The 19103-nt window shown below is 34.4% G+C and carries 16 protein-coding genes, 1 tRNA gene and 1 other annotated feature; of the genes, 16 read left to right on the top strand and 1 reads right to left on the bottom strand.

Going from position 1 to position 19103, the window contains the following annotated elements; genetic code table 11:
- Nucleotides 1-109 precede the first annotated feature (109 nt).
- The 6 genes from BR73_RS0117280 to BR73_RS0117250 all read left to right on the top strand — a co-directional run bounded on the left by BR73_RS0117280 (nt 110) and on the right by BR73_RS0117250 (nt 5856).
- Nucleotides 110-598, top strand: a complete 489-nt coding sequence (locus BR73_RS0117280; RefSeq protein ID WP_033166558.1) for a hypothetical protein — start codon at nt 110-112, stop codon at nt 596-598.
- A gap of 176 nt (nt 599-774) precedes the next feature.
- Nucleotides 775-1194 (top strand): hypothetical protein, encoded by a 420-nt coding sequence (locus BR73_RS0117275; RefSeq protein WP_033166557.1) that lies wholly within the window; start codon nt 775-777, stop codon nt 1192-1194.
- 107 nt (nt 1195-1301) lie between these two features.
- Entirely contained in the window at nt 1302-2249 is a 948-nt protein-coding gene (locus BR73_RS0117270; protein ID WP_033166556.1) for a hypothetical protein, read from the top strand.
- 12 nt (nt 2250-2261) lie between these two features.
- Nucleotides 2262-2555, top strand: a complete 294-nt coding sequence (locus BR73_RS0117265) for a hypothetical protein (RefSeq protein ID WP_033166555.1) — start codon at nt 2262-2264, stop codon at nt 2553-2555.
- A gap of 202 nt (nt 2556-2757) precedes the next feature.
- Nucleotides 2758-4206 (top strand): hypothetical protein, encoded by a 1449-nt coding sequence (locus tag BR73_RS0117260; RefSeq protein ID WP_033166554.1) that lies wholly within the window; start codon nt 2758-2760, stop codon nt 4204-4206.
- 453 nt (nt 4207-4659) lie between these two features.
- Nucleotides 4660-5856: a site-specific integrase gene (locus tag BR73_RS0117250; RefSeq protein WP_051685275.1), complete on the top strand. Its 1197-nt coding sequence runs from the start codon at nt 4660-4662 to the stop codon at nt 5854-5856.
- 159 nt (nt 5857-6015) lie between these two features.
- Here the strand turns inward: BR73_RS0117250 and BR73_RS0117245 are convergent.
- Nucleotides 6016-6088 (bottom strand) — tRNA-Arg (locus BR73_RS0117245).
- Nucleotides 6089-6304: 216 nt separating this feature from the next.
- Between BR73_RS0117245 and BR73_RS27550 the strand changes: the two genes are divergently transcribed.
- The 10 genes from BR73_RS27550 (at nt 6305) to BR73_RS0117195 (ending at nt 18891) form a co-directional block, all read left to right on the top strand.
- Entirely contained in the window at nt 6305-7108 is an 804-nt protein-coding gene (locus BR73_RS27550; RefSeq protein ID WP_051685274.1) for a hypothetical protein, read from the top strand.
- A gap of 307 nt (nt 7109-7415) precedes the next feature.
- A complete protein-coding gene (locus tag BR73_RS29810; RefSeq protein WP_081848698.1) occupies nt 7416-8873 on the top strand; it encodes a pseudouridine synthase in 1458 nt (485 codons plus the stop codon).
- A 98-nt stretch (nt 8874-8971) separates the two neighbouring features.
- Nucleotides 8972-10930 carry an NAD-dependent DNA ligase LigA gene (ligA, locus tag BR73_RS0117230; protein ID WP_033167565.1) on the top strand — a complete coding sequence of 653 codons (1959 nt, stop codon included), beginning with the start codon at nt 8972-8974 and terminating at the stop codon, nt 10928-10930.
- A gap of 415 nt (nt 10931-11345) precedes the next feature.
- The gene (locus tag BR73_RS0117225) at nt 11346-12659 is read left to right on the top strand and encodes an MFS transporter (RefSeq protein ID WP_081848786.1); all 1314 of its coding nucleotides are present in this window, start codon (nt 11346-11348) and stop codon (nt 12657-12659) included.
- A 242-nt stretch (nt 12660-12901) separates the two neighbouring features.
- Nucleotides 12902-13153: a binding site (T-box leader), on the top strand.
- Between the two features lie 175 nt (nt 13154-13328).
- On the top strand, nt 13329-14261 hold the full coding sequence (metA, locus tag BR73_RS0117220) for a homoserine O-succinyltransferase (RefSeq protein WP_033166552.1): 933 nt from the start codon (nt 13329-13331) through the stop codon (nt 14259-14261).
- 228 nt (nt 14262-14489) lie between these two features.
- The gene (locus BR73_RS0117215) at nt 14490-15788 is read left to right on the top strand and encodes a HAMP domain-containing methyl-accepting chemotaxis protein (RefSeq protein WP_033166551.1); all 1299 of its coding nucleotides are present in this window, start codon (nt 14490-14492) and stop codon (nt 15786-15788) included.
- Nucleotides 15789-15839: 51 nt separating this feature from the next.
- Nucleotides 15840-16523: a hypothetical protein gene (locus BR73_RS0117210; protein WP_033166550.1), complete on the top strand. Its 684-nt coding sequence runs from the start codon at nt 15840-15842 to the stop codon at nt 16521-16523.
- A gap of 21 nt (nt 16524-16544) precedes the next feature.
- Nucleotides 16545-17216: a response regulator transcription factor gene (locus BR73_RS0117205; RefSeq protein WP_033166549.1), complete on the top strand. Its 672-nt coding sequence runs from the start codon at nt 16545-16547 to the stop codon at nt 17214-17216.
- 38 nt (nt 17217-17254) lie between these two features.
- Nucleotides 17255-18325, top strand: a complete 1071-nt coding sequence (locus BR73_RS0117200; RefSeq protein ID WP_242860696.1) for a HAMP domain-containing sensor histidine kinase — start codon at nt 17255-17257, stop codon at nt 18323-18325.
- Nucleotides 18322-18891 (top strand): hypothetical protein, encoded by a 570-nt coding sequence (locus tag BR73_RS0117195; RefSeq protein ID WP_033166548.1) that lies wholly within the window; start codon nt 18322-18324, stop codon nt 18889-18891. Before BR73_RS0117200 ends, BR73_RS0117195 begins: the two co-directional genes overlap by 4 nt.
- Nucleotides 18892-19103: the final 212 nt, after the last annotated feature.

Genomic DNA, 19103 nt, shown 5'->3' with positions numbered 1-19103 from the left:
CTGATGTGTAGGTGCTTTGTGGATTTTATTTGTTGATACTGAGCTTAGTAATTGCTTCTCATTGGTATATATTGTATAATTATATAAAATGTATACATAGGAGGATTCAATGGAACCCAAGATTAGTAAAATACTTAAATCAATCGCTATTTTAGTATTAATTCTGTCAATAATTGGAGGTCTAGCTTATTTTATTATTTCTGTAAAAAATTATTTTAATTACAAAGAATTTCTAGATGGTGCTTCAATTTATGGTGGATCTTTTTTAGATAGTTATACTGAATATGGAAACTTAGCATATAGTGGTAAAATTGGAATTACATATTCTTTAATAATGATATTTTCAGGTGTTATTTCTTTCGCATTTATTTATGGATTTGGAGAGATAATCAGCTTGCTTGACTCAATCAATGATAAAATTAGCTCTAACAGTTATAAGAAAAGCAAAGCTGAAAACAAACCTGAAATATATAGTGATTCTAAGGCAGACTTATTAGCTTCTGCAAATGGAAATGCATCTACGTGGACATGTAAGAAATGTGGAAAATCAAACAGCTATGATAAAGTATATTGTCCTGAATGTGGTGAATACAAATAAACTACTAGTCCCATATACCCACTGAAACAGGCTACATAAAATGATAAACTACAATAGCATTGTAGGAGGTGCCGATGCTGTACTCTCAGGGGTGCAGCATTATTTATATCTTTTAATTGCCTTTATTATGGTATATAATGTAATAAAAATACATTACATCAGATAAAGGGGTTAAAATGGAGACTATATTAGGTTCTATTGTTACAATTTTAAGTGTTATCATTGGTGGGGTTATTACTTACTATGTTAGTAAAAGAGAAATTAAGCGTAATAAAAAGATTGAGGTCTACCTTGATTTTTTGAATGTTGCACAAGGGAGATATTATACGAAAACGCCTGAGTTAACTGAGGAATATATGAATGTTTTAAGAAAAATGTATCTAATCGCTAGCATTGAATTACTTAATGCAATTGAAAGTAGTGGATATATTCCCACAAAACAGAATGGCAAATACGAATGGCCAGAAAGTAATCCTGACAATATAGAACAACCATTGAAGTTAATTGTTATTGCTATGAGAAAAGATATAGGAGATTATAAGCGGAAATTAGAAGAATTTAACTACATAAATTTTTATCCGAAACCTAAAAAGTAAGTACTAAATAAATTACTTCGTTTTCCAAATCCAACCAAACGTTCTATCTTCCATCTCTTACCAGTTTGTCGTATAATAGGATATTATACCTAGGATGAGGGGAAGATATGGGGAAGTACACGCCTATTAAGTTATTGAGTTTCATAAGAGCTTGTTATATTGGTATTATTGGCAGTGAGTTTTTTGGAATTTTATCTAACTTTATAATGACTTTATTGATAACATTGCATACATTAGAGTACAAAGATAATCATAAATGGTGGACTAAGTTGTGGCTATTGATAATAGTATCATTGTTCATCGTTATCATAGAACAAGTTGCAAAACATCTGAAAAACAAATCGAATACTCTTTATCAGTTGTTAGAAGATGCCTACATTAGTCAAAAAAATTTGAATACTACTATCGCCACGAAAACATACAGACTTAATAAGGAAATAAATAATGTATTAAGAAAAAAAGTGAATAGAAATATTGATCAACTTAAAAATATAGCAGATTTTCAAACTTTATCATTCGAAATTTGTTTAAAGATATATTCCTTACTGTCTTATCACTCCGGGATTAATGATATACAAGTAACTATATTCCAAAGGTTTAATGAAAAAAATAATGGTCAATTTGTGAAAATGATTGCCTATTATAATAAAGATACGGCAATTCCTCCCTCTAGTTATTACACTACATTTCCTCTTTTCTCAAAAGAAAAAGAAAAGAGTCCACTTTTCACAACTATTTTTGAAGATGCTAATTCTAAACATATTTTACTGCATAATAAAAAATTGGTAAAAGAAAACTTTGTTTTACTAAATGGAAGTGAAAAACGTGAAGAAGAAATTTGTCAGTATATTGGAATACCTATAAAGACTAATAGAAATATTGTAGAATTAGTATTGCAAGTCGATATTTCTGGTGGAAAATTTGCCAGAACTAATAAGCAATTAAAGATTTTCTCTGATACAGTATTATGTCCATATGCTAATTTAATTCATTCATGTTATGAAAGAGATTTTGTATTCGACAAATTATATAAGCTGCTTGAGAAACATTCTTGATTGGAGGCTTAAATGAAATTAAAAATTACCAAAAAAAATATTAGATATGCTACTAAAAGCGACGATGATAATACTTTAATGGATTATTTGAATTCATATTATGAAGATTTTTATATGGACTATAGCAAGTTCAGGTTTGACGAAGAAAGTGTATCTGAAATGATACGTTCCTCTGTTAGAGAATATGAAATGTTTGAAGAGATGCAAAGAAAAAAAGAACTTGAAGAACGAAATATTACTGCTATATCAAATAGAATGCTGCATAGCTTTACTATTAAAAGCTTACTAAAAAAATTAATGAATTAATGTCAATTTATATAGCAAGCACTTTTCTACTCGGAGGGTGCTTTTTTGATTCAAAAAACTCATAAATATTATCGAAAACACAATATGTAGTATTGGAAATTCAATTTACTATTTTTATATATCAATATTTAGTTGACAATCTAATTTCCATATGATACCATATACAAGAACAGACGTTTGTGATTATAGAAAGGGGTTAGTATTGGCTCAGCTAAAGAAAATATCAAATAAAACTATTATTAGTAAAGAAGAAATGGTATTAATAAAAAACAGTGAAACGCCAAAAGACACAACGCTTTATGGAAATTTATATGATACTTTATTTGAAATGGAAGTTCTGACACAAGCTGAATTCAAAAGAAATAATATACTTGATTCTAAAGCTATATCCGTGCTAACTTCGAATAAAAAAATGTTGATTGACAATATAGTTCAAGAATGGTATTCCTATGATTACGGTTTATTTACTGAAAAAGAAATGAGATGCCAATTATGTAATCGTAAAAACATCTGGGTGCATTATATACGTAATAGAATTAATGGTAATGAATTACATGTTGGCTGTGAATGTGTTAAAAAATTCCCCAATATAGAAATATCTAGTAACATTCATAAGAAGCGGATTGATTTGACCAATAAATATCACGAAGATAAACGAAGAATAGAATTTGGAGATATAGAAATTGATGATCCAGATTTCATAATTAACTCAGAAAAAGATTTTAAAAACTTCGCTATAATGTTACCTTTAGATTTACATAATTCAATATCTAATACTATAAAAGACCTGTTTACTATTAAAAGGAACTACATAAAAAATGGTGGAGTTATTGATGATGTAAAAAGAAGATACAAAGAATTAATAATCCAATACAATAAGTTATGGAATGAAGCTAAGCTATTTTATCAACAAAATAAAAGTAAAAAATTAATTTGCAAAAAGGATATGTCTGAATGGTTATTAATCAATCATCCTCAAGTATGGGAAGAAGTTGCTACTAACAATAGTTTGTTTGACGAAGAAACTTTAGCATATGCATATTATAATCAATATGTAGCTAGATTTTTATCTGAATTTAAAAAGCATTTAAATAATGAGTCGATAAGTATAGTAAAGGTAGATGGTGATTCTTTATTATTTTATGTTGAAGATCAAAAGTACAGGAAACCTCTCTACTTCAAAATTAAGAATAAAGATTTTATGCAGAGTGTAGGACGACATTGTTTAGTATCATCAAAATATAAATTTTCAAGCAGCGACTTAATTAATGTTCACATCGATATTAATAACAATACATTCGAGGCACTATATAATAGAATGTCTAAAATCATGTATAACATAGGTTTTGATATTGATAAAGGGAATAGTTCCTGTTATTTTAAAAGGATATCCAAAATAATACACACATCCAATTGGTCTAGTAGGACTGTAACTTCTGAAATAGGTTATAAAAAGATAAAGGTAGATATATTTTATGAAAAGTGTACTCCATTAATTTTTTCTGAAGATAATGAAATTGAATTAGTCTTTAATAGATGGTATAACTTTTTTATATCACAAAAAAGCAAATGGATGTCTCAAGCAGATAAAGATGATTTAGAAAAGGAATCAGAAAAGACTTATTATTCCAAACAAAAGGAATTCGTTTAGAATCATATTATGTAATTTATATTAAGCACTCATTTTTTATTATATGGGTGCTTTTTTTGATGCAAAATTTTAAGAATGAAAGGATGATTCTGTCTTGTTCATCCGATAACTAATTACTGGGATTTAGCAAGTTAAGCTTGTTAAATCCTTTTTTCTATAGAAAGGATTCATGTGGAGAAGGAGTTTAAAATTTTGAATAGTAAGGATTTACAAGAAATGTTCGGATTCGGGAATACGAAAATGTCTCAGATACTAAATAGTAACGTGCTCCCCGTAACAAAGATAGGAAAGCAATGGTTTACAACTTCTGAACAGATGCAAGATTGGTTTAATAGAAATGCTGGTAAGGAAATCTCATTATAATATTGTACAGAATACGATTTTAGGATATTATATATTTAAACCTAAAGTCATTAATTCAATATTGTAATCACAAATAGGAGTGATAATAATATGGATAATGAAAATGCTAAAAAACGTGGTCATGGTGACGGCTGCATAACACAGCAAAAAGATGGTAGATGGGTTGCCAGAATTCAAATAGGTAAAACTCATGATGGTAAACCCAAAGTTAAAGCTTTATATGGTAAGACAGAGCCAGAGGTTAGAAAGAAATTAAGGGAATATAAGAAAGTAATGGCTCAGGGTATTAATGAAGCAATTAAAATGACCGTATCTCAATACATAGAAAGGTGGCTGATCAATTACAAACAAAACTCTTTAAAACCTGCTTCATATGATAGAATGGAGAGTGTGCTTAATAATTATATTAAAAATACTATTGGAATTTATCAGATGGGAAATCTTACGTCAAATGATACTCAGAAGTTGATAAATGAAAAAAGTAAAACATTATCATATTCCAGTGTTAAGAAAATTATAGAACTATTAAGACCTTGTTTTAAACATGCGGTTTTAGTAGGAGATCTGAATAAAAATCCGTGTGACGCTATATCACTTCCAAGACAAAGTTCTATGGTTGTTAAAACTAAAACCATTGATATTTTAACTGATACAGAGATAGATATTATTAGAAAATCGGCAGATCATATAACTGATAAAAAGTCCCATAAGCATAAACATGCTCCAGTATTTGTTCTTATATTAAATACAGGAATTCGTTGTGGTGAAGCTCTAGCTCTACAATGGTCTGATATTGATTTAGATAAAAATGTTATACATGTCAGTCGGAGTGCTAGTATCATAAAAAACAGATCAGTTACGGATGAATCATCTAATAAGACTCTGACTATCATAACTGATACGAAGACTGTAAATAGTGATAGGTATATTCCTATAAACAAGACTGCTCTAAATGCTCTTAATCAAATACGCGAATACAATAAATATTACGGCATATCAACTAATTATGTTGTATCAAATGATAAAGGTGAGATGGTTAATGAAAGGAATCTGCAAAGGACACTTGATAGGATATTATTGAACGGTATGGGTGAACATTATAAGCATCATGGCATTCATGCATTAAGACATACTATGGGGTCATTACTGTTATCAAAGGGGAAAGCAGATATTAAAGTGGTATCAGAAATATTGGGTCATAGCAATATAAATCTTACTTATAATAAATATATTCATATCATAAAAGAGCAGAAAGCCAAGGCTTTAGAGGGATTGGATATAATGTAATCTGATTACAAAATGATTACAAAACAAACGGTTTTTAATGAATCTAAGCGAATCTAAATGAAAAATGACGCTTCTTCAAATATAAGAAAAAAATCAAACAAATCCAGTAAAATCAGTACTTTCAAGCATTTGTTCCTCTCTAAAAAAGACAACAAAAAATGCACCTAAAGGGACTCGAACCCCCGACACGAAGCTTCGGAAGCTTCTGCTCTATCCACTGAGCTATAGATGCATAACCATATTTTACAATAAATATTGTATAAGGGCAAGCAATTTTTTAAATTTTTTGAAAAATTGAGAAAATGCCAAATTACACCATCAAATGTTACGTAATTATTAAATATGTTACAAAAGATAAAATTAAAGTATTGCAATTTTCTTAAATGTCTGCTATTATGGTACTTAGTTAATTAGTACTATTGATTGGTTCACTTTAAAGGAGATTATAATGAAACTTCGATATAAAAAGATAATAGCCATGGTAACTGTATGTACAATGGGGATTGGAATGATAACATTTTCGATAACAAGACAGGAACAGGATAAATCTACCGGAGTAGAAAATAAGGTAGAAAGTCTATCGGCAGATAAGTTAGAAGCCGCTGATATTGCAGACAGCTCTTCTGCAGATGTATCAGCGAAAGCAGCAGTTTCCGCAGCTTCACTGCTTCCCGGTGAAGACCTTTCACCTACCCCTACTGTAACAGAAGATTCTGAGGCAGAGTCTGATGTACTATTTGTGGCTAATAATCCTCTTGAGAAAAGCACTAACAAAGAGCTTAATACATTAATCAAAAAATATCTGAATGCTAAATTAGGCGGAAAAGTAGAAGATTTTAAGAATCTGGTAGATAATACTGACTTAATAGATATCAAAGATATCAACAGAAAAGCAAAGTATATTGATAAATATGAAAATATTGAATCTTATATCAAGACAGGACCTGAGGAAGGTTCATATGCAGTATATGTTTATTATGATCTGAAATTCTCTGGCATTGATACTGCAGCACCTGGAATGATTGAATATTATGTTAAGACCGGTGAAGACGGTAAATTGTATATAAACCTAAGCAAGAACAGTGCTGAAACTACCGAATATTTAAAGACCTTAAGAGAAGCACAGGATGTAGCAGAAATGATTAATTCTGTTGACACAAAATTTGAGAAAGTTCGTAAAAAAGATGAATCCTTAGCAGCCTTTTATACTAAACTTGAAGATTCAGCTAAGAATGTATCCTCTAATGAATAAATAATGTACTTATTTTAATTCATTCAGGTATATTTATGTAGTATATTAGATGCTGAATATTGAAAGAGAAAATTATTTTTCATCAAAGATTTTTATACTTATAAAGACTAAATTTTCAAAAATAATTATAGTGATTAATAACAGTGAAGATTGTATAAATGTAAGACATTTATGGCTTCGCTGTTATTTTTATGTGCTTGTACTTTTTTCCATGTACTGATATAATAAATTAGCATATTTTCCATCATAATAATGGAAGAAATCCAGCAATTACAAATAAATAATATAAGATTAGTTAGGAGCCACAATGGCAAAAAGAACAAAAAAATTACTGCAGACAGAAGATTATTCCGATAGCACAGATAGTATCAGGTTAAATCGGTTCCTAAGTGACACAGGAGCCTGTTCAAGACGTGAAGCGGACAGGCTTATAGAAGAAGGTCATGTAACGGTGGATGGAGTTAAGGCCGAGCTAGGCATGAAGATAACGAAAGATCAAACAATATTGCTTAAAGGGAAACCTGTTAAAAGAGAAGAAAAATTAGTTCTGATTGCTTTGAATAAACCAAGAGGAATTGTATGCACAACTGACAGGCGTGAAAAAGATAATGTCATAGATTTTCTGAAATTTGATAAAAGAATATATCCCATCGGAAGATTGGATAAGGACTCAGAGGGGCTGCTGTTACTTACGAATGACGGAAGCATAGTAAATAAAATTCTTCGAGGCGGTAATAATCACGAAAAAGAGTACGTAGTAACAGTTGATAAACCTTTGACTGCAGATTTTTTAAAGCAAATGGCAGAAGGAGTACCGATCCTGGATACGGTAACCAGACCTTGCACCATTAAAGCACTGGATAAATATACTTTTCAGATTATTTTAACCCAGGGATTAAACCGCCAGATAAGACGCATGTGTGAATATTTAGACTTTAGAGTTCAGACACTGAAGAGAACCCGTGTTATGAATATTCATTTAGGACACCTCCAAACAGGTGGATACCGCAATATAACAGAAAAAGAAATTACTGGTCTTACAGAAGCTATCAGGGATTCTGTTAATACAGCTGAGTCAAATTACGATAGTGTCAAAGAAGCCAGAAATGAACGAAATAACGTTGACGGAAAAGTAATTAAACACGATACCAGAAAAGATTCAAAATATGTAAATAAAAAAGATTATAAAACAGGTAATAAAACGAGTAATAAAGCAAGTAATAAAACAGAATATAATAAAGCTGTAGACAGGGACTATAAGAAAGCAGATAAACTGAAAGACAGTAAGGGATTTAGAAAAGAAGACAATAAAGTTTACAAAGCTTCAGACAATAAAAATTACAGAAAAGAAGACAATAAAAATTACAAAAAAGAAGAAAACAAAGATTATATAAAAGCAGATAAGAAAGAATATAAAAAGGAATACAGAAAAGATTATAAGAAAGAATTTAGTAAAGAGCCTCATAAGGATTTCAATACTGATGATAAGAAGGACTACAATGTAAACCACAAGAGTGGGAAAAAAGGTGATGGCAAAAAAGTTTATCGGAAGGATAACTTTAAAGAAAGGGATAATAACAGTAACCCTTCTAAAAACTCATTTTCTTCCACTTCTATAAACGGTAAATCAACGAAACAATCTGGTTCTAATAAGTCTAAAGGACAGAAGAGTAATGCATCAGAGTATTCATATCCAAAGACTGTAGCAAGGAATCACTACGAAAAAGCTACGGAACGAAAAAACAGATCATCAGGTCGAAGATGAAGTTATAACTTCAAGGCGCTAATAATTAATCATCATATATCGAGTGCCAATATTAATTTCTAAAATCTAAATGTAGTCGGAAGGGCATGTATATGAGTATGAAAGAAAAACTGGACAGGCAAAAGGAATTGGTTGTCCTGCTTAACGAAGCCGGAAGGGTATATGAGCAGGAAGACCGCGAAATCATGAGTAATTTTGAATATGATAAGCTTTATAATGAGTTGCTTGAGCTGGAACAGGAAACTCAGACAGTACTATCAAACAGCCCGACAATCAAAGTAGGGTATGAGGTGTTAAGCGAGCTGCCTAAGATGAGGCATGAATCCCAGATGCTTTCCCTTGACAAGACCAAAGAAACGGATACCTTAAAGGATTGGCTTGGAAATCAGAAGGGTTTGTTGTCATGGAAAATGGATGGCCTGACCATTGTGCTTACCTACAGAGAAGGTAAGCTTTTTCAGGCAGTTACCAGGGGAAACGGTGAGATTGGAGAAGTTGTCACCAATAATGCCAAAGTTTTTAAGAATTTACCCCACTCCATTCCATACACAGGGGAATTGGTATTAAGAGGTGAGGCAGTTATACGTTATTCCGATTTTGAGAAAGTAAATGCGCAAATACCGGAAACGGAAGCAAAATATAAAAATCCCAGAAACCTGTGCAGCGGCAGTGTCAGACAATTAAATAATGAGATAACTGCCAAACGTAATGTTCGTTATTATGGCTTTTCCCTGGTAAAGGCAGATAATATTAACCTATATGAGAATTCCAGGGAAAAACAGATGCAATGGCTGCAAAGCCTGGGATTTGATGTTGTTGAGAGTAAAGTGGTAACAGCTGAGAATCTTGAGGAAACAGTAGCCTGGTTTGCAGCACAGATTCCCACGATGGATGTTCCTTCTGATGGGCTGGTATTGACTTTTGACGATATAGCATATGGAAATTCCTTAGGTGCTACCTCTAAATTTCCCAGGGACTCCATTGCATTTAAATGGAGAGACGAGATCAGAGAGACTATTCTTCGGGAAATAGAATGGAGTGCATCAAGAACTGGACTGATTAACCCAATTGCAGTATTTGATCCGGTAGAACTGGAGGGAACAACCGTAAGCCGGGCAAGTCTCCATAACATTAGTATTATGGAAGGTCTTAAGCTTGGACTTGGTGACACCATAAAAGTATATAAAGCTAATATGATAATCCCCCAGGTGGCAGAGAATGTAACCCAGAGCGGTAACGTGACAGTACCGGATAAATGTCCGGTATGCGGGGAAGAAACCAGAATCAGGGAAGAAAATGATGTAAAGGTACTTTTTTGCAGCAATGAGGATTGCTTAGCCAAAAAGATAAAATCACTCACACATTTCGTAAGCCGGGATGCCATGAATATTGAAGGGCTTTCAGAAGCAACTATTGAGAAGTTCTTAAATATCGGTATCATTCATGAGGTTGCCGACCTTTTCCATTTGGAGCAGCACAAAGACATTATAACGGAAATGGAAGGCTTTGGATTGAAATCCTATCAGAACCTGTTAACCTCCATTGATAAAGCCAGAAATACAACAGTTCCAAGATTCCTGTACAGTCTTGGAATACCGGGAATCGGGCTTTCAACTGCCAAGCTTATATGTCGTGAGTACCAGTTTGACTTTGCGGCTATAAAGGCTGCTGATACTGAAAGGCTTACTGAAATAAACGGAGTTGGCGGAGTAATTGCTACCGCTTTCGTAGAGTTTATGAGAAAAGAAAGCAATACCCATATGATAGAGGATATATTAAAAGAAATAACCTTTGAAACTCAGGAAACGGAAAATACAATTTCTGTCTTCACAGGTAAGACCTTTGTTATAACGGGCTCACTGGAACAGTTTGAAAATCGTAATGCATTAAAGGATTTTCTGGAGGAACGGGGAGCTAAAGTTACAGGGTCAGTAACCGCTAAGACGGATTATCTGATTAATAATGATAACCTTTCAAATTCTTCCAAGAATAAAAAAGCGAAAGAGCTTGAAATACCGGTTATAACGGAAGCAGATTTATTGAAGATGGTAGAGTAGGAGTATGTTCACCTAACCTTAGCATTAATAGAATACTAAAGTAATACCTAGATTGTAATATAATAAGTAGAGATATAGAAGATTAAATAATACAAAACTGGTGACACTTCAAAGTGATGTGCTGGTTTTGTATTTTTTTATTGACAAAACATATGTTCCTTGTGTATTCTGTTACTACATAATTAATTATATCGAAGCTATACATTAGAAATCTAACTGTTTTTGTGTTTAAACATAAAGATATTTCGAGCTAAAGGTATTGAACTAAAGATGTCAAACGCCGTGATGTTTAAACGATTCTGATGATAATCCTGTTTTAGTCTAAAGTATTCAATTAATTGAAGCAAACTTAGCCAATAGACTAAACGCAGCATTTAAATAATAATAGAAAGGAATGCTTCTGCAAGGACAATTAATGGAAAATACCTGGAAAAGAAATGTATCAATATTTTTGGCTAGTCAGACGTTATCCCTATTTGGATCTTCTCTGGTACAATATGCGATAACCTGGTACATTACGCTAAATACTAAATCCGGAATAATGATGACCATATCAATTATTTGCGGTTTTCTTCCCACTTTTTTTCTCTCGCCCTTTACCGGAGTATGGGCCGACCGTTATAACCGAAAAATGCTTATTATGCTTTCTGACAGTCTTATAGCTGTATCCACCCTGATACTGGCTATTGTATTTTTGATGGGATATGATGCCTTTTGGATGATATTTTTAGTATCTGCTATCAGAGCGGTGGGGTCAGGTATTCAGACACCGGCAATCAACGCTTATCTGCCTCAGTTAGTACCGGAGGATAAGCTGCAGAAGGTAAATGCCACAAATGGAACCATTCAGTCAATGATAATGCTGATCTCTCCTATGTTAAGCGGAGCTTTGCTAAATGAAGCCGGAATTACTCCTATTTTCTTTATTGATGTAATCACAGCTGCACTTGCAGTTACAATATTACTGTTATTCTTAAAGGTACCTTATAAGAAAGGGGTCAGGGATTTACAAAATGTCTCTTATAAAGAAGACATGCTTATGGGGCTTAAATATGTCAGAAAACATGAATTTGTAAGGGAATTCTTTGTGTTCAGCGGATTTTTTATGTTCCTGGCAGCTCCTGTTGCCTTTTTAACTCCTTTACAGGTTGCCAGAAATTTCGGTGAGGAAGTATGGAGGCTTACGGGGATCGAGATCACCTTCTCTATTGGGATGATGGCAGGTGGAATATTAATGACTCAATGGGAGGGATTTAAGAATAAAATATATACAATGACCTTAGCCAGTGTGGTAATGGGTATATGTACCTTTGCTTTTGGATTTGTAAATATTTTCTGGATATATCTGTTCCTGATGGGTGTGTTTGGTTTCGTAATGCCTTTCTTTAATACGGTATCTACTGTAATGCTGCAGGTTAATGTTGAGGAGGAATACCTGGGAAGAGTCTTTGGTGTCTTCGGTATGATCAGCAGTGCTTTAATGCCTCTTAGTATGCTGATATTCGGCCCTTTGGCAGATACAATTGCCCTGGAAGGAATATTAATAGCTACCGGATTACTCTTATGCCTGGAAGGTTTTATGTTATCTACCAGGAAAGCTTTGTTAAGAGTAGGGGCACCGAAGGAAAGAATGACAGAAATACCTGTTGAAGGAGCAAATGAAGAAGCAATTGAAGAACTGATAGAAGAGTCCGAAGAAGGTCTGAAAGAAGAGCCCAAAGAGTTGTAGAGTAGATATAAAAGCCAACTTAATATATGGAATATGAGTAAATATGATTATTTCCATGTATTAAATAGTACATTGTATAAAAAAATATTTATATAATAAATTTAAGACACTAAATGAAATCTTAAATATATAACTGTGTAAATGATATTGATATAATGCACATGATATAAATTTAGTGTTACACTTGATATAATTTAGAATATTGACTTTATAGCGATAATATAGTATATTAAGTTAAAATAATAAAGGCTGAGAAAAGAAAAGTAAGCAATGGAAAATGTTACAGAGAGCTTTATATGGTGAGAATAAGCACAGAATACATTGCCCAAAATGGTCTTGGAGCCGCGTACCGACTACAGTATTTGTATAGGCTACGATGGGAGTGCCCATTACAGCACCAGAGTATCGAAGGTTTTCCGTACTCGCTAAGGTCTATATTGTGAGATATAGATAAATTAAGGTGGTAACACGAAGCATATGCTGTCGTCCTTGAAAATTATAAGTAGAGGAGGGGAGCTTTTTTTGTGTCCATTAGCAGGCGCAGCAAGGAATATAAATCTGAGTTAATATATAGAAAAATAATGTTTTAATATAGCAGGACCAAACTGCTTATAGTCAACCAAAATTGAACTGTAACGGAGCAAAAAAGAAAGAGGAGTAGGTGATAACATGCCAATTAAGGTACAGAGTGAACTGCCGGCTAAAAAAGTGCTGCAAGATGAAAATATATTTATTATGGATGAAGGAAGAGCTGTTCATCAGGATATTCGTCCTTTACGTATAGCAATATTGAATCTCATGCCTTTAAAGGAAGATACTGAGGTTCAAATTCTAAGAAGTCTGTCCAACACACCTCTTCAGGTGGATATCACTTTTTTATCAACAGGAACTTATGTTGGTAAAAATACAGCATCCAGTCATCTGGATCAATTCTACCTTACTTTTGATGATATCAAGCATCTGAAATTTGATGGCCTGATTATAACAGGAGCACCGGTTGAGCAGATGGAATTTGAGGAGGTTACTTATTGGGAGGAGCTTAAGACTATTATGGAATGGTCAAAGACAAATGTGACCTCTACCTTTCACATCTGTTGGGGAGCCCAGGCTGGTCTCTATTATCATTATGGGATACCAAAGATTTCATTGGAGGAAAAGCTTTTCGGTGTCTATAAGCATCATGTCTTAAATCGTAAGATACCTTTAATTAGAGGCTTTGATGATGTATTTTATGCACCACATTCCAGATATACAACAGTCTCTAAGGAAGAGATACAAAAGAAGCCGGAACTAACTGTATTGGCAGAATCCAAGGAAGCCGGAGTGTTTATTGTTATTGCGAAGGACGGAAGGCAGGTGTTTGTAACCGGCCACCCTGAATACGACCGGACTACTCTTGATAAGGAGTACAAGAGAGATGTCGATAAAGGTCTGGATATTGATTTACCGGAAAATTATTACACAGATGGGCTGACTTATGTAAGACCGGAGCTCACCTGGAGATCTCATGCCAATGCTTTGTATACGAATTGGTTAAACTATTACGTATATCAGGTGACGCCTTATGATCTGGATGAGATGCCTTTTGTATACGAAATTTAGCAGGTTGATATTAATTATAAAGAACTATTATATTAGATATAAAATTAGAGAGTGCTAAGACTCTCTTTTTTTATTTGCCTGAAAGCTATAAAAACTATTGGATCTTAAGTTATTTGAAATATATACATTAACAATTTAGAAACAATTCATAAACAAAATACAAATATCCATGGATTAAACTTGTCGAACAATTAATTACTGAACCAGAGAGAAAGGAGCTTTTCATAAATGAAAACAGGAAAGCAGCAGTATAGAAAAAAGGTCAAAAGGGTAGAAAAAAGTATCAGAAGTCAAATAATTGCAACAGGCCTATGCCCGCTAGTAATGATGTCTACATCCATTTCCATATTATCTCTCAGGGGAGTTGACCCTATGCTGATATCAAATATCATTGCCCTGGTGCTCCTGATAGGAATTGTTCAGTTACTCTATGTTGCGCATAGTATCGTGAAACCTATCCGTGTTGCGGAGGAGTGTATTATGCAGGCAGCTGAAGGCAGACTGGATTTTGATATAGATGAAAGAATAAGAAAACGCGGGGATGAGATTGGCTCTATGGCTGAATCCCTGGTTGGTTTAAGAGATAAATTAAAGGGCACTATGACTGATATCCAGGAAGTATCCCATAAGCTGTTAAGCTCCGAGGAGGTTATGGAAAGAATGGTGGTAGAAGCCAATTCAGTAACCGGTCAAATTGAGACAGCAGTAGAAAGGATTTCTAAGGATGCTAAAGATCAAAATATGGATATGAAAGAAGCCTCTGAGCATATTGAAAGAATTGGGCTTATGATAAGTAATGTCGTGAGCAGTGTGGAGCATCTGGAAGAAACCTCAGCAAAAATGAAGGAGGATGGCAATAAATCCAGCGAAATCATGGAGGATCTTGATAAATCCAATCAAAGAACCAATAATGCAATTGAGAGGATTAACCAGCAAGTACATTTAACCTATAACGCTTCTGTGCGAATCAACGATGTCATCCAGATGATAACCTCCATAGCTAAACAGACGGTTCTGCTTGCCTTAAATGCCAGCATAGAAGCAGCCAGGGCAGGAGAGCATGGCAAAGGATTTTCTGTAGTTGCTGAAGAAATCAGTCTTTTGGCAAATCAATCAAGTGCCTCTGCAAAAGAAATCGATACTATCATACGAGACCTGTCAACAGAATCAGGTAAAATGTTAGATATTATGAATGAGGTTCTCACAGATGTTGATAAACAGAAAGTAAAACTGATTGAGACCCAGGGACATTTTAGGAAAGTGAACGATGGAATTGGAGTAAACCTACAAGAAATTCTGGAAATCAGAACGCAAACTCAAATCTGTGATGCGGCAAAAGACAAGATTACAGAAGCGATTGAAGCCTTGCGGATGATATCCGAGGAAAGTGTCTATTCTACCAATAAGACCCAAGCATCTGTTACCGGTCTGAATCAAAATATAGGTGAGATTGCCGTTACTGCCTCACAATTAAAGGATTACGCAGAAACTCTGAATAATCAGATAAGGTATTTCTCAGTACAATAAAGTATAAGGCAATTGCCTCTTTTTTATGATATTATATATGCGGAGCGTACCATGAAGGATAAAAGGAAAATAAATATAATTCAATATGCCAAAGAGACAAGTATTTTCTTCAAAACACAGTACGGAAGCAAAATAAGCCGTTCCCTGCATATAACCGGTGCAGCCATAACCGTCAGTATTTTTATTGTGACAGGTAAGCTGATTATGGGAATATTATCGCTGTCTTTTTTCGCCTGTGCAAATGCGTTTTATTCAATTGGTATGATTGGTGCAAAAAGTATTGCCTTAACCGGAATCAGAAAAGCCAGTGACAAAAGTAAAGAATATCAATATTATCTTTGTTCCGGCACGGTACTTCTATTTTCAAGTCTTCTTTATATTCTTTATTCTATTCGGTTATTTTATAGCCCGATGACAGGCTCTTACCACATGATTGCCGCTTTGGGAATCACGGCTGTTACTTTTACAGAAATTGGATTGAACATAAGAGGTGTTATTGTAACCAGGCACAATAATACTTTGCTCATTCATGCAATTAAAATGATAAATCTATCTGCTTCACTGATAGCATTGGTATTAACACAGACCGCTTTATTATCTTTTACAGATAATGAAGCAGATCCTGTAGAAATCTCGAAGGCTAATGGCATAATAGGAATTCTAATGGGTACAGCAGCTGCTGTCATTGGTATATATATGATATGCAGAGTGAAAATGCTTAAAAATAAAGCTTAACATATAATAGGGAGGATAAAAATGATTAATATATTGGTAGTAGAAGATGATGCAGAATTAAACAGAATTGTCTGTACGTACCTTAACGACAGTGGTTTTCAGGCAAAAGGCTGCTTGAATGCCAACGCAGCCTATGAAGAAATGTATAATAATTTATATGAACTAATAGTGTCGGATATTATGATGCCGGAAATAGACGGGTTTGAGTTCGCAAGAACTGTACGTCAGGTTAACCGAACGATACCTATATTATTTATGTCTGCCAAAGATGATCTTCCTTCTAAACAAAAGGGATTTCAGCTTGGAATAGATGACTACATGGTCAAGCCTATTGTACTGGACGAGCTGTTGCTGCGATTAAGAGCGCTCCTTCGCAGGGCTAATATTGAAATGGAAAGAAAATTAACCATCGGAAATCTGACCTTGGATGCAGATGCTGTAACAGCAACCATTGGAGAGGAAGAGATTACAGTTACCACCAGAGAATTCAATATTTTATATAAGCTGCTGTCCTATCCAAAGAAGACCTTTTCCAGAGCACAGCTAATGGATGAATTTTGGGGAATCGATACAGATACAAGCCTTAGGGCAGTGGACGTTTATGTAACCAAACTAAGGGATAAGTTCTCAGTTTGTGATGGGTTTAAAATTGTGACAGTCCGGGGGATTGGTTACAAGGCGGTGTTGTCATGAACCAGGAAAGCAGACCTGCTCGTAAAAGAAGGAATTTTTTGAATGTCTTATTTATATTTTTTCCGACATTGTTATTTTTCTATTTAATAACAACGGCACAGTTCTTTATTTTGGGAGAGTACCTGGATTATCAGAATATTGCAGCTATTCATATGGTGCTAGTAATTGGTTTTTGGTTTCTTTGTGCATCGGTCTTTACCTATCTGACCCTGAGGCAGATCAACTACCGTTATGAGAAACCCATGAAGGCTTTTGCCAAAGCGACCAATCAGGTGGCAAACGGGGATTTTTCAGTATATGTACCACCGTTGCATACAGCAGATAAGATGGATTATCTGGATTATATGTTTCTTGATTTTAACAAAATGGTAGAAGAACTTGGAAGTATCGAGACTCTGAAAACGGATTTTATCTCAAATGTTTCCCATGAGATAAAGACACCAATCGCTGTTATACAGAATTATTCGGAATTCCTGCAGAAAGAATCAGTTTCGGAGGAACAGCGGTTAGAGTATGCCAAATCAATAGAAGAAGCTTCAAAACGTTTGTCCAATCTGATTACAAATATCTTAAAGCTTAATAAGCTTGAAAATCAAAAGATAAAACCAGAGGTCTTTGAATATGATATATGCAGACAATTAAGTGATTGTGTGATACAATTTGTTGATGTATGGGAACAGAAGAACATTGAATTTGATGCGGACTTGGAAGACCGGGCGATTATCCGTGCTGATGAAACACTGCTGGAACTAGTATGGAATAATCTTTTATCCAATGCCATTAAATTTACGGAGCAGGGAGGTACAGTTACCTTGAAGCAGAGCTCAACAGAGGACAGCATTATTGTAACAGTAACGGATACCGGATGTGGTATGGATGAAGACAGCATGAAACATATATTTGATAAATTCTACCAGGGGGATACATCCCACTCCAAGGAAGGAAATGGTCTGGGTCTTGCATTAACCTTACGCGTGCTGCAATTGCATGAAGGCACCATCAAGGTTAGCAGTATCCCAGGTAAAGGAACCACCTTTACGGTTACCTTGCCGGTGTTTCTTTCAGATAATGGGGAAGATGAAAGCTTACAGGAGGATATCTACCTATGACCGAGATTTTAAAAAGCAACCATGCCTTTATAGGTTATGAATATAAGGAAGTTATAACAAATGCAGAAAAGGTTTCTTTTCTCATTGATATATATGAAAATTTTGGCTGGATGGTGGATAAGAATGTAACACATACACTTACCGGGAGGCCCCCGAATCGCCATTCGAATGTTGTTCTGCGGTTAAAAAGGGACCGTAAAATAATGAACAAGATGGAACTAACCAGGCTGCAGCGAAACTTTGAATTTTGTATGAAGGATATTGACCAGCTGGAAAATTCAATAACCTCCAAGGCAACCATGTATGCATTGATTGTAGCGTTTATCGGAACAGCTTTTATGGCAGGTTCCGTATTTGCCGTAACAGCCGATCCGCCAAGAGTTGTATTATGTACTTTTCTTGCAGTACCTGCTTTTGCGGGCTGGATATTGCCTTATTTCATTTATAAGAAAGTCAAAAGAGAACGGGTAGAAAAAGTTACCCCCCTGATCGAAGAAACAAAAGATCAAATCTATGAGATATGCGAAAAGGGCAATAAACTGTTACATGACTGGAATAAAAAATAGTTAAAGCAATAGGACATATAACCTGATAACAACCGGTTATATGTCTTTTTGTTTGCCCGCCATGGGCGGGCTCTAATGGGTGAAAGTCCCAAGTGCGCCTAGGCAACGTGGAAGCACATAGCTGAACAACAAGGGTGTCCACCGTGAGGTGGAATCTGAAGGAAGTTGTAGGCAAACTCTTGGTCCGACGGACAGAAATCACATATAAGGCT

The sequence above is a fragment of the Clostridium sp. KNHs205 genome (genome assembly GCF_000702945.1).
Taxonomy (GTDB): Bacteria; Bacillota; Clostridia; order Lachnospirales; family Lachnospiraceae; genus Anaerocolumna.
The sequence above is the reverse complement of the archived record's forward strand: the minus strand, read 5'-3'. Positions and strand labels throughout refer to the sequence as shown.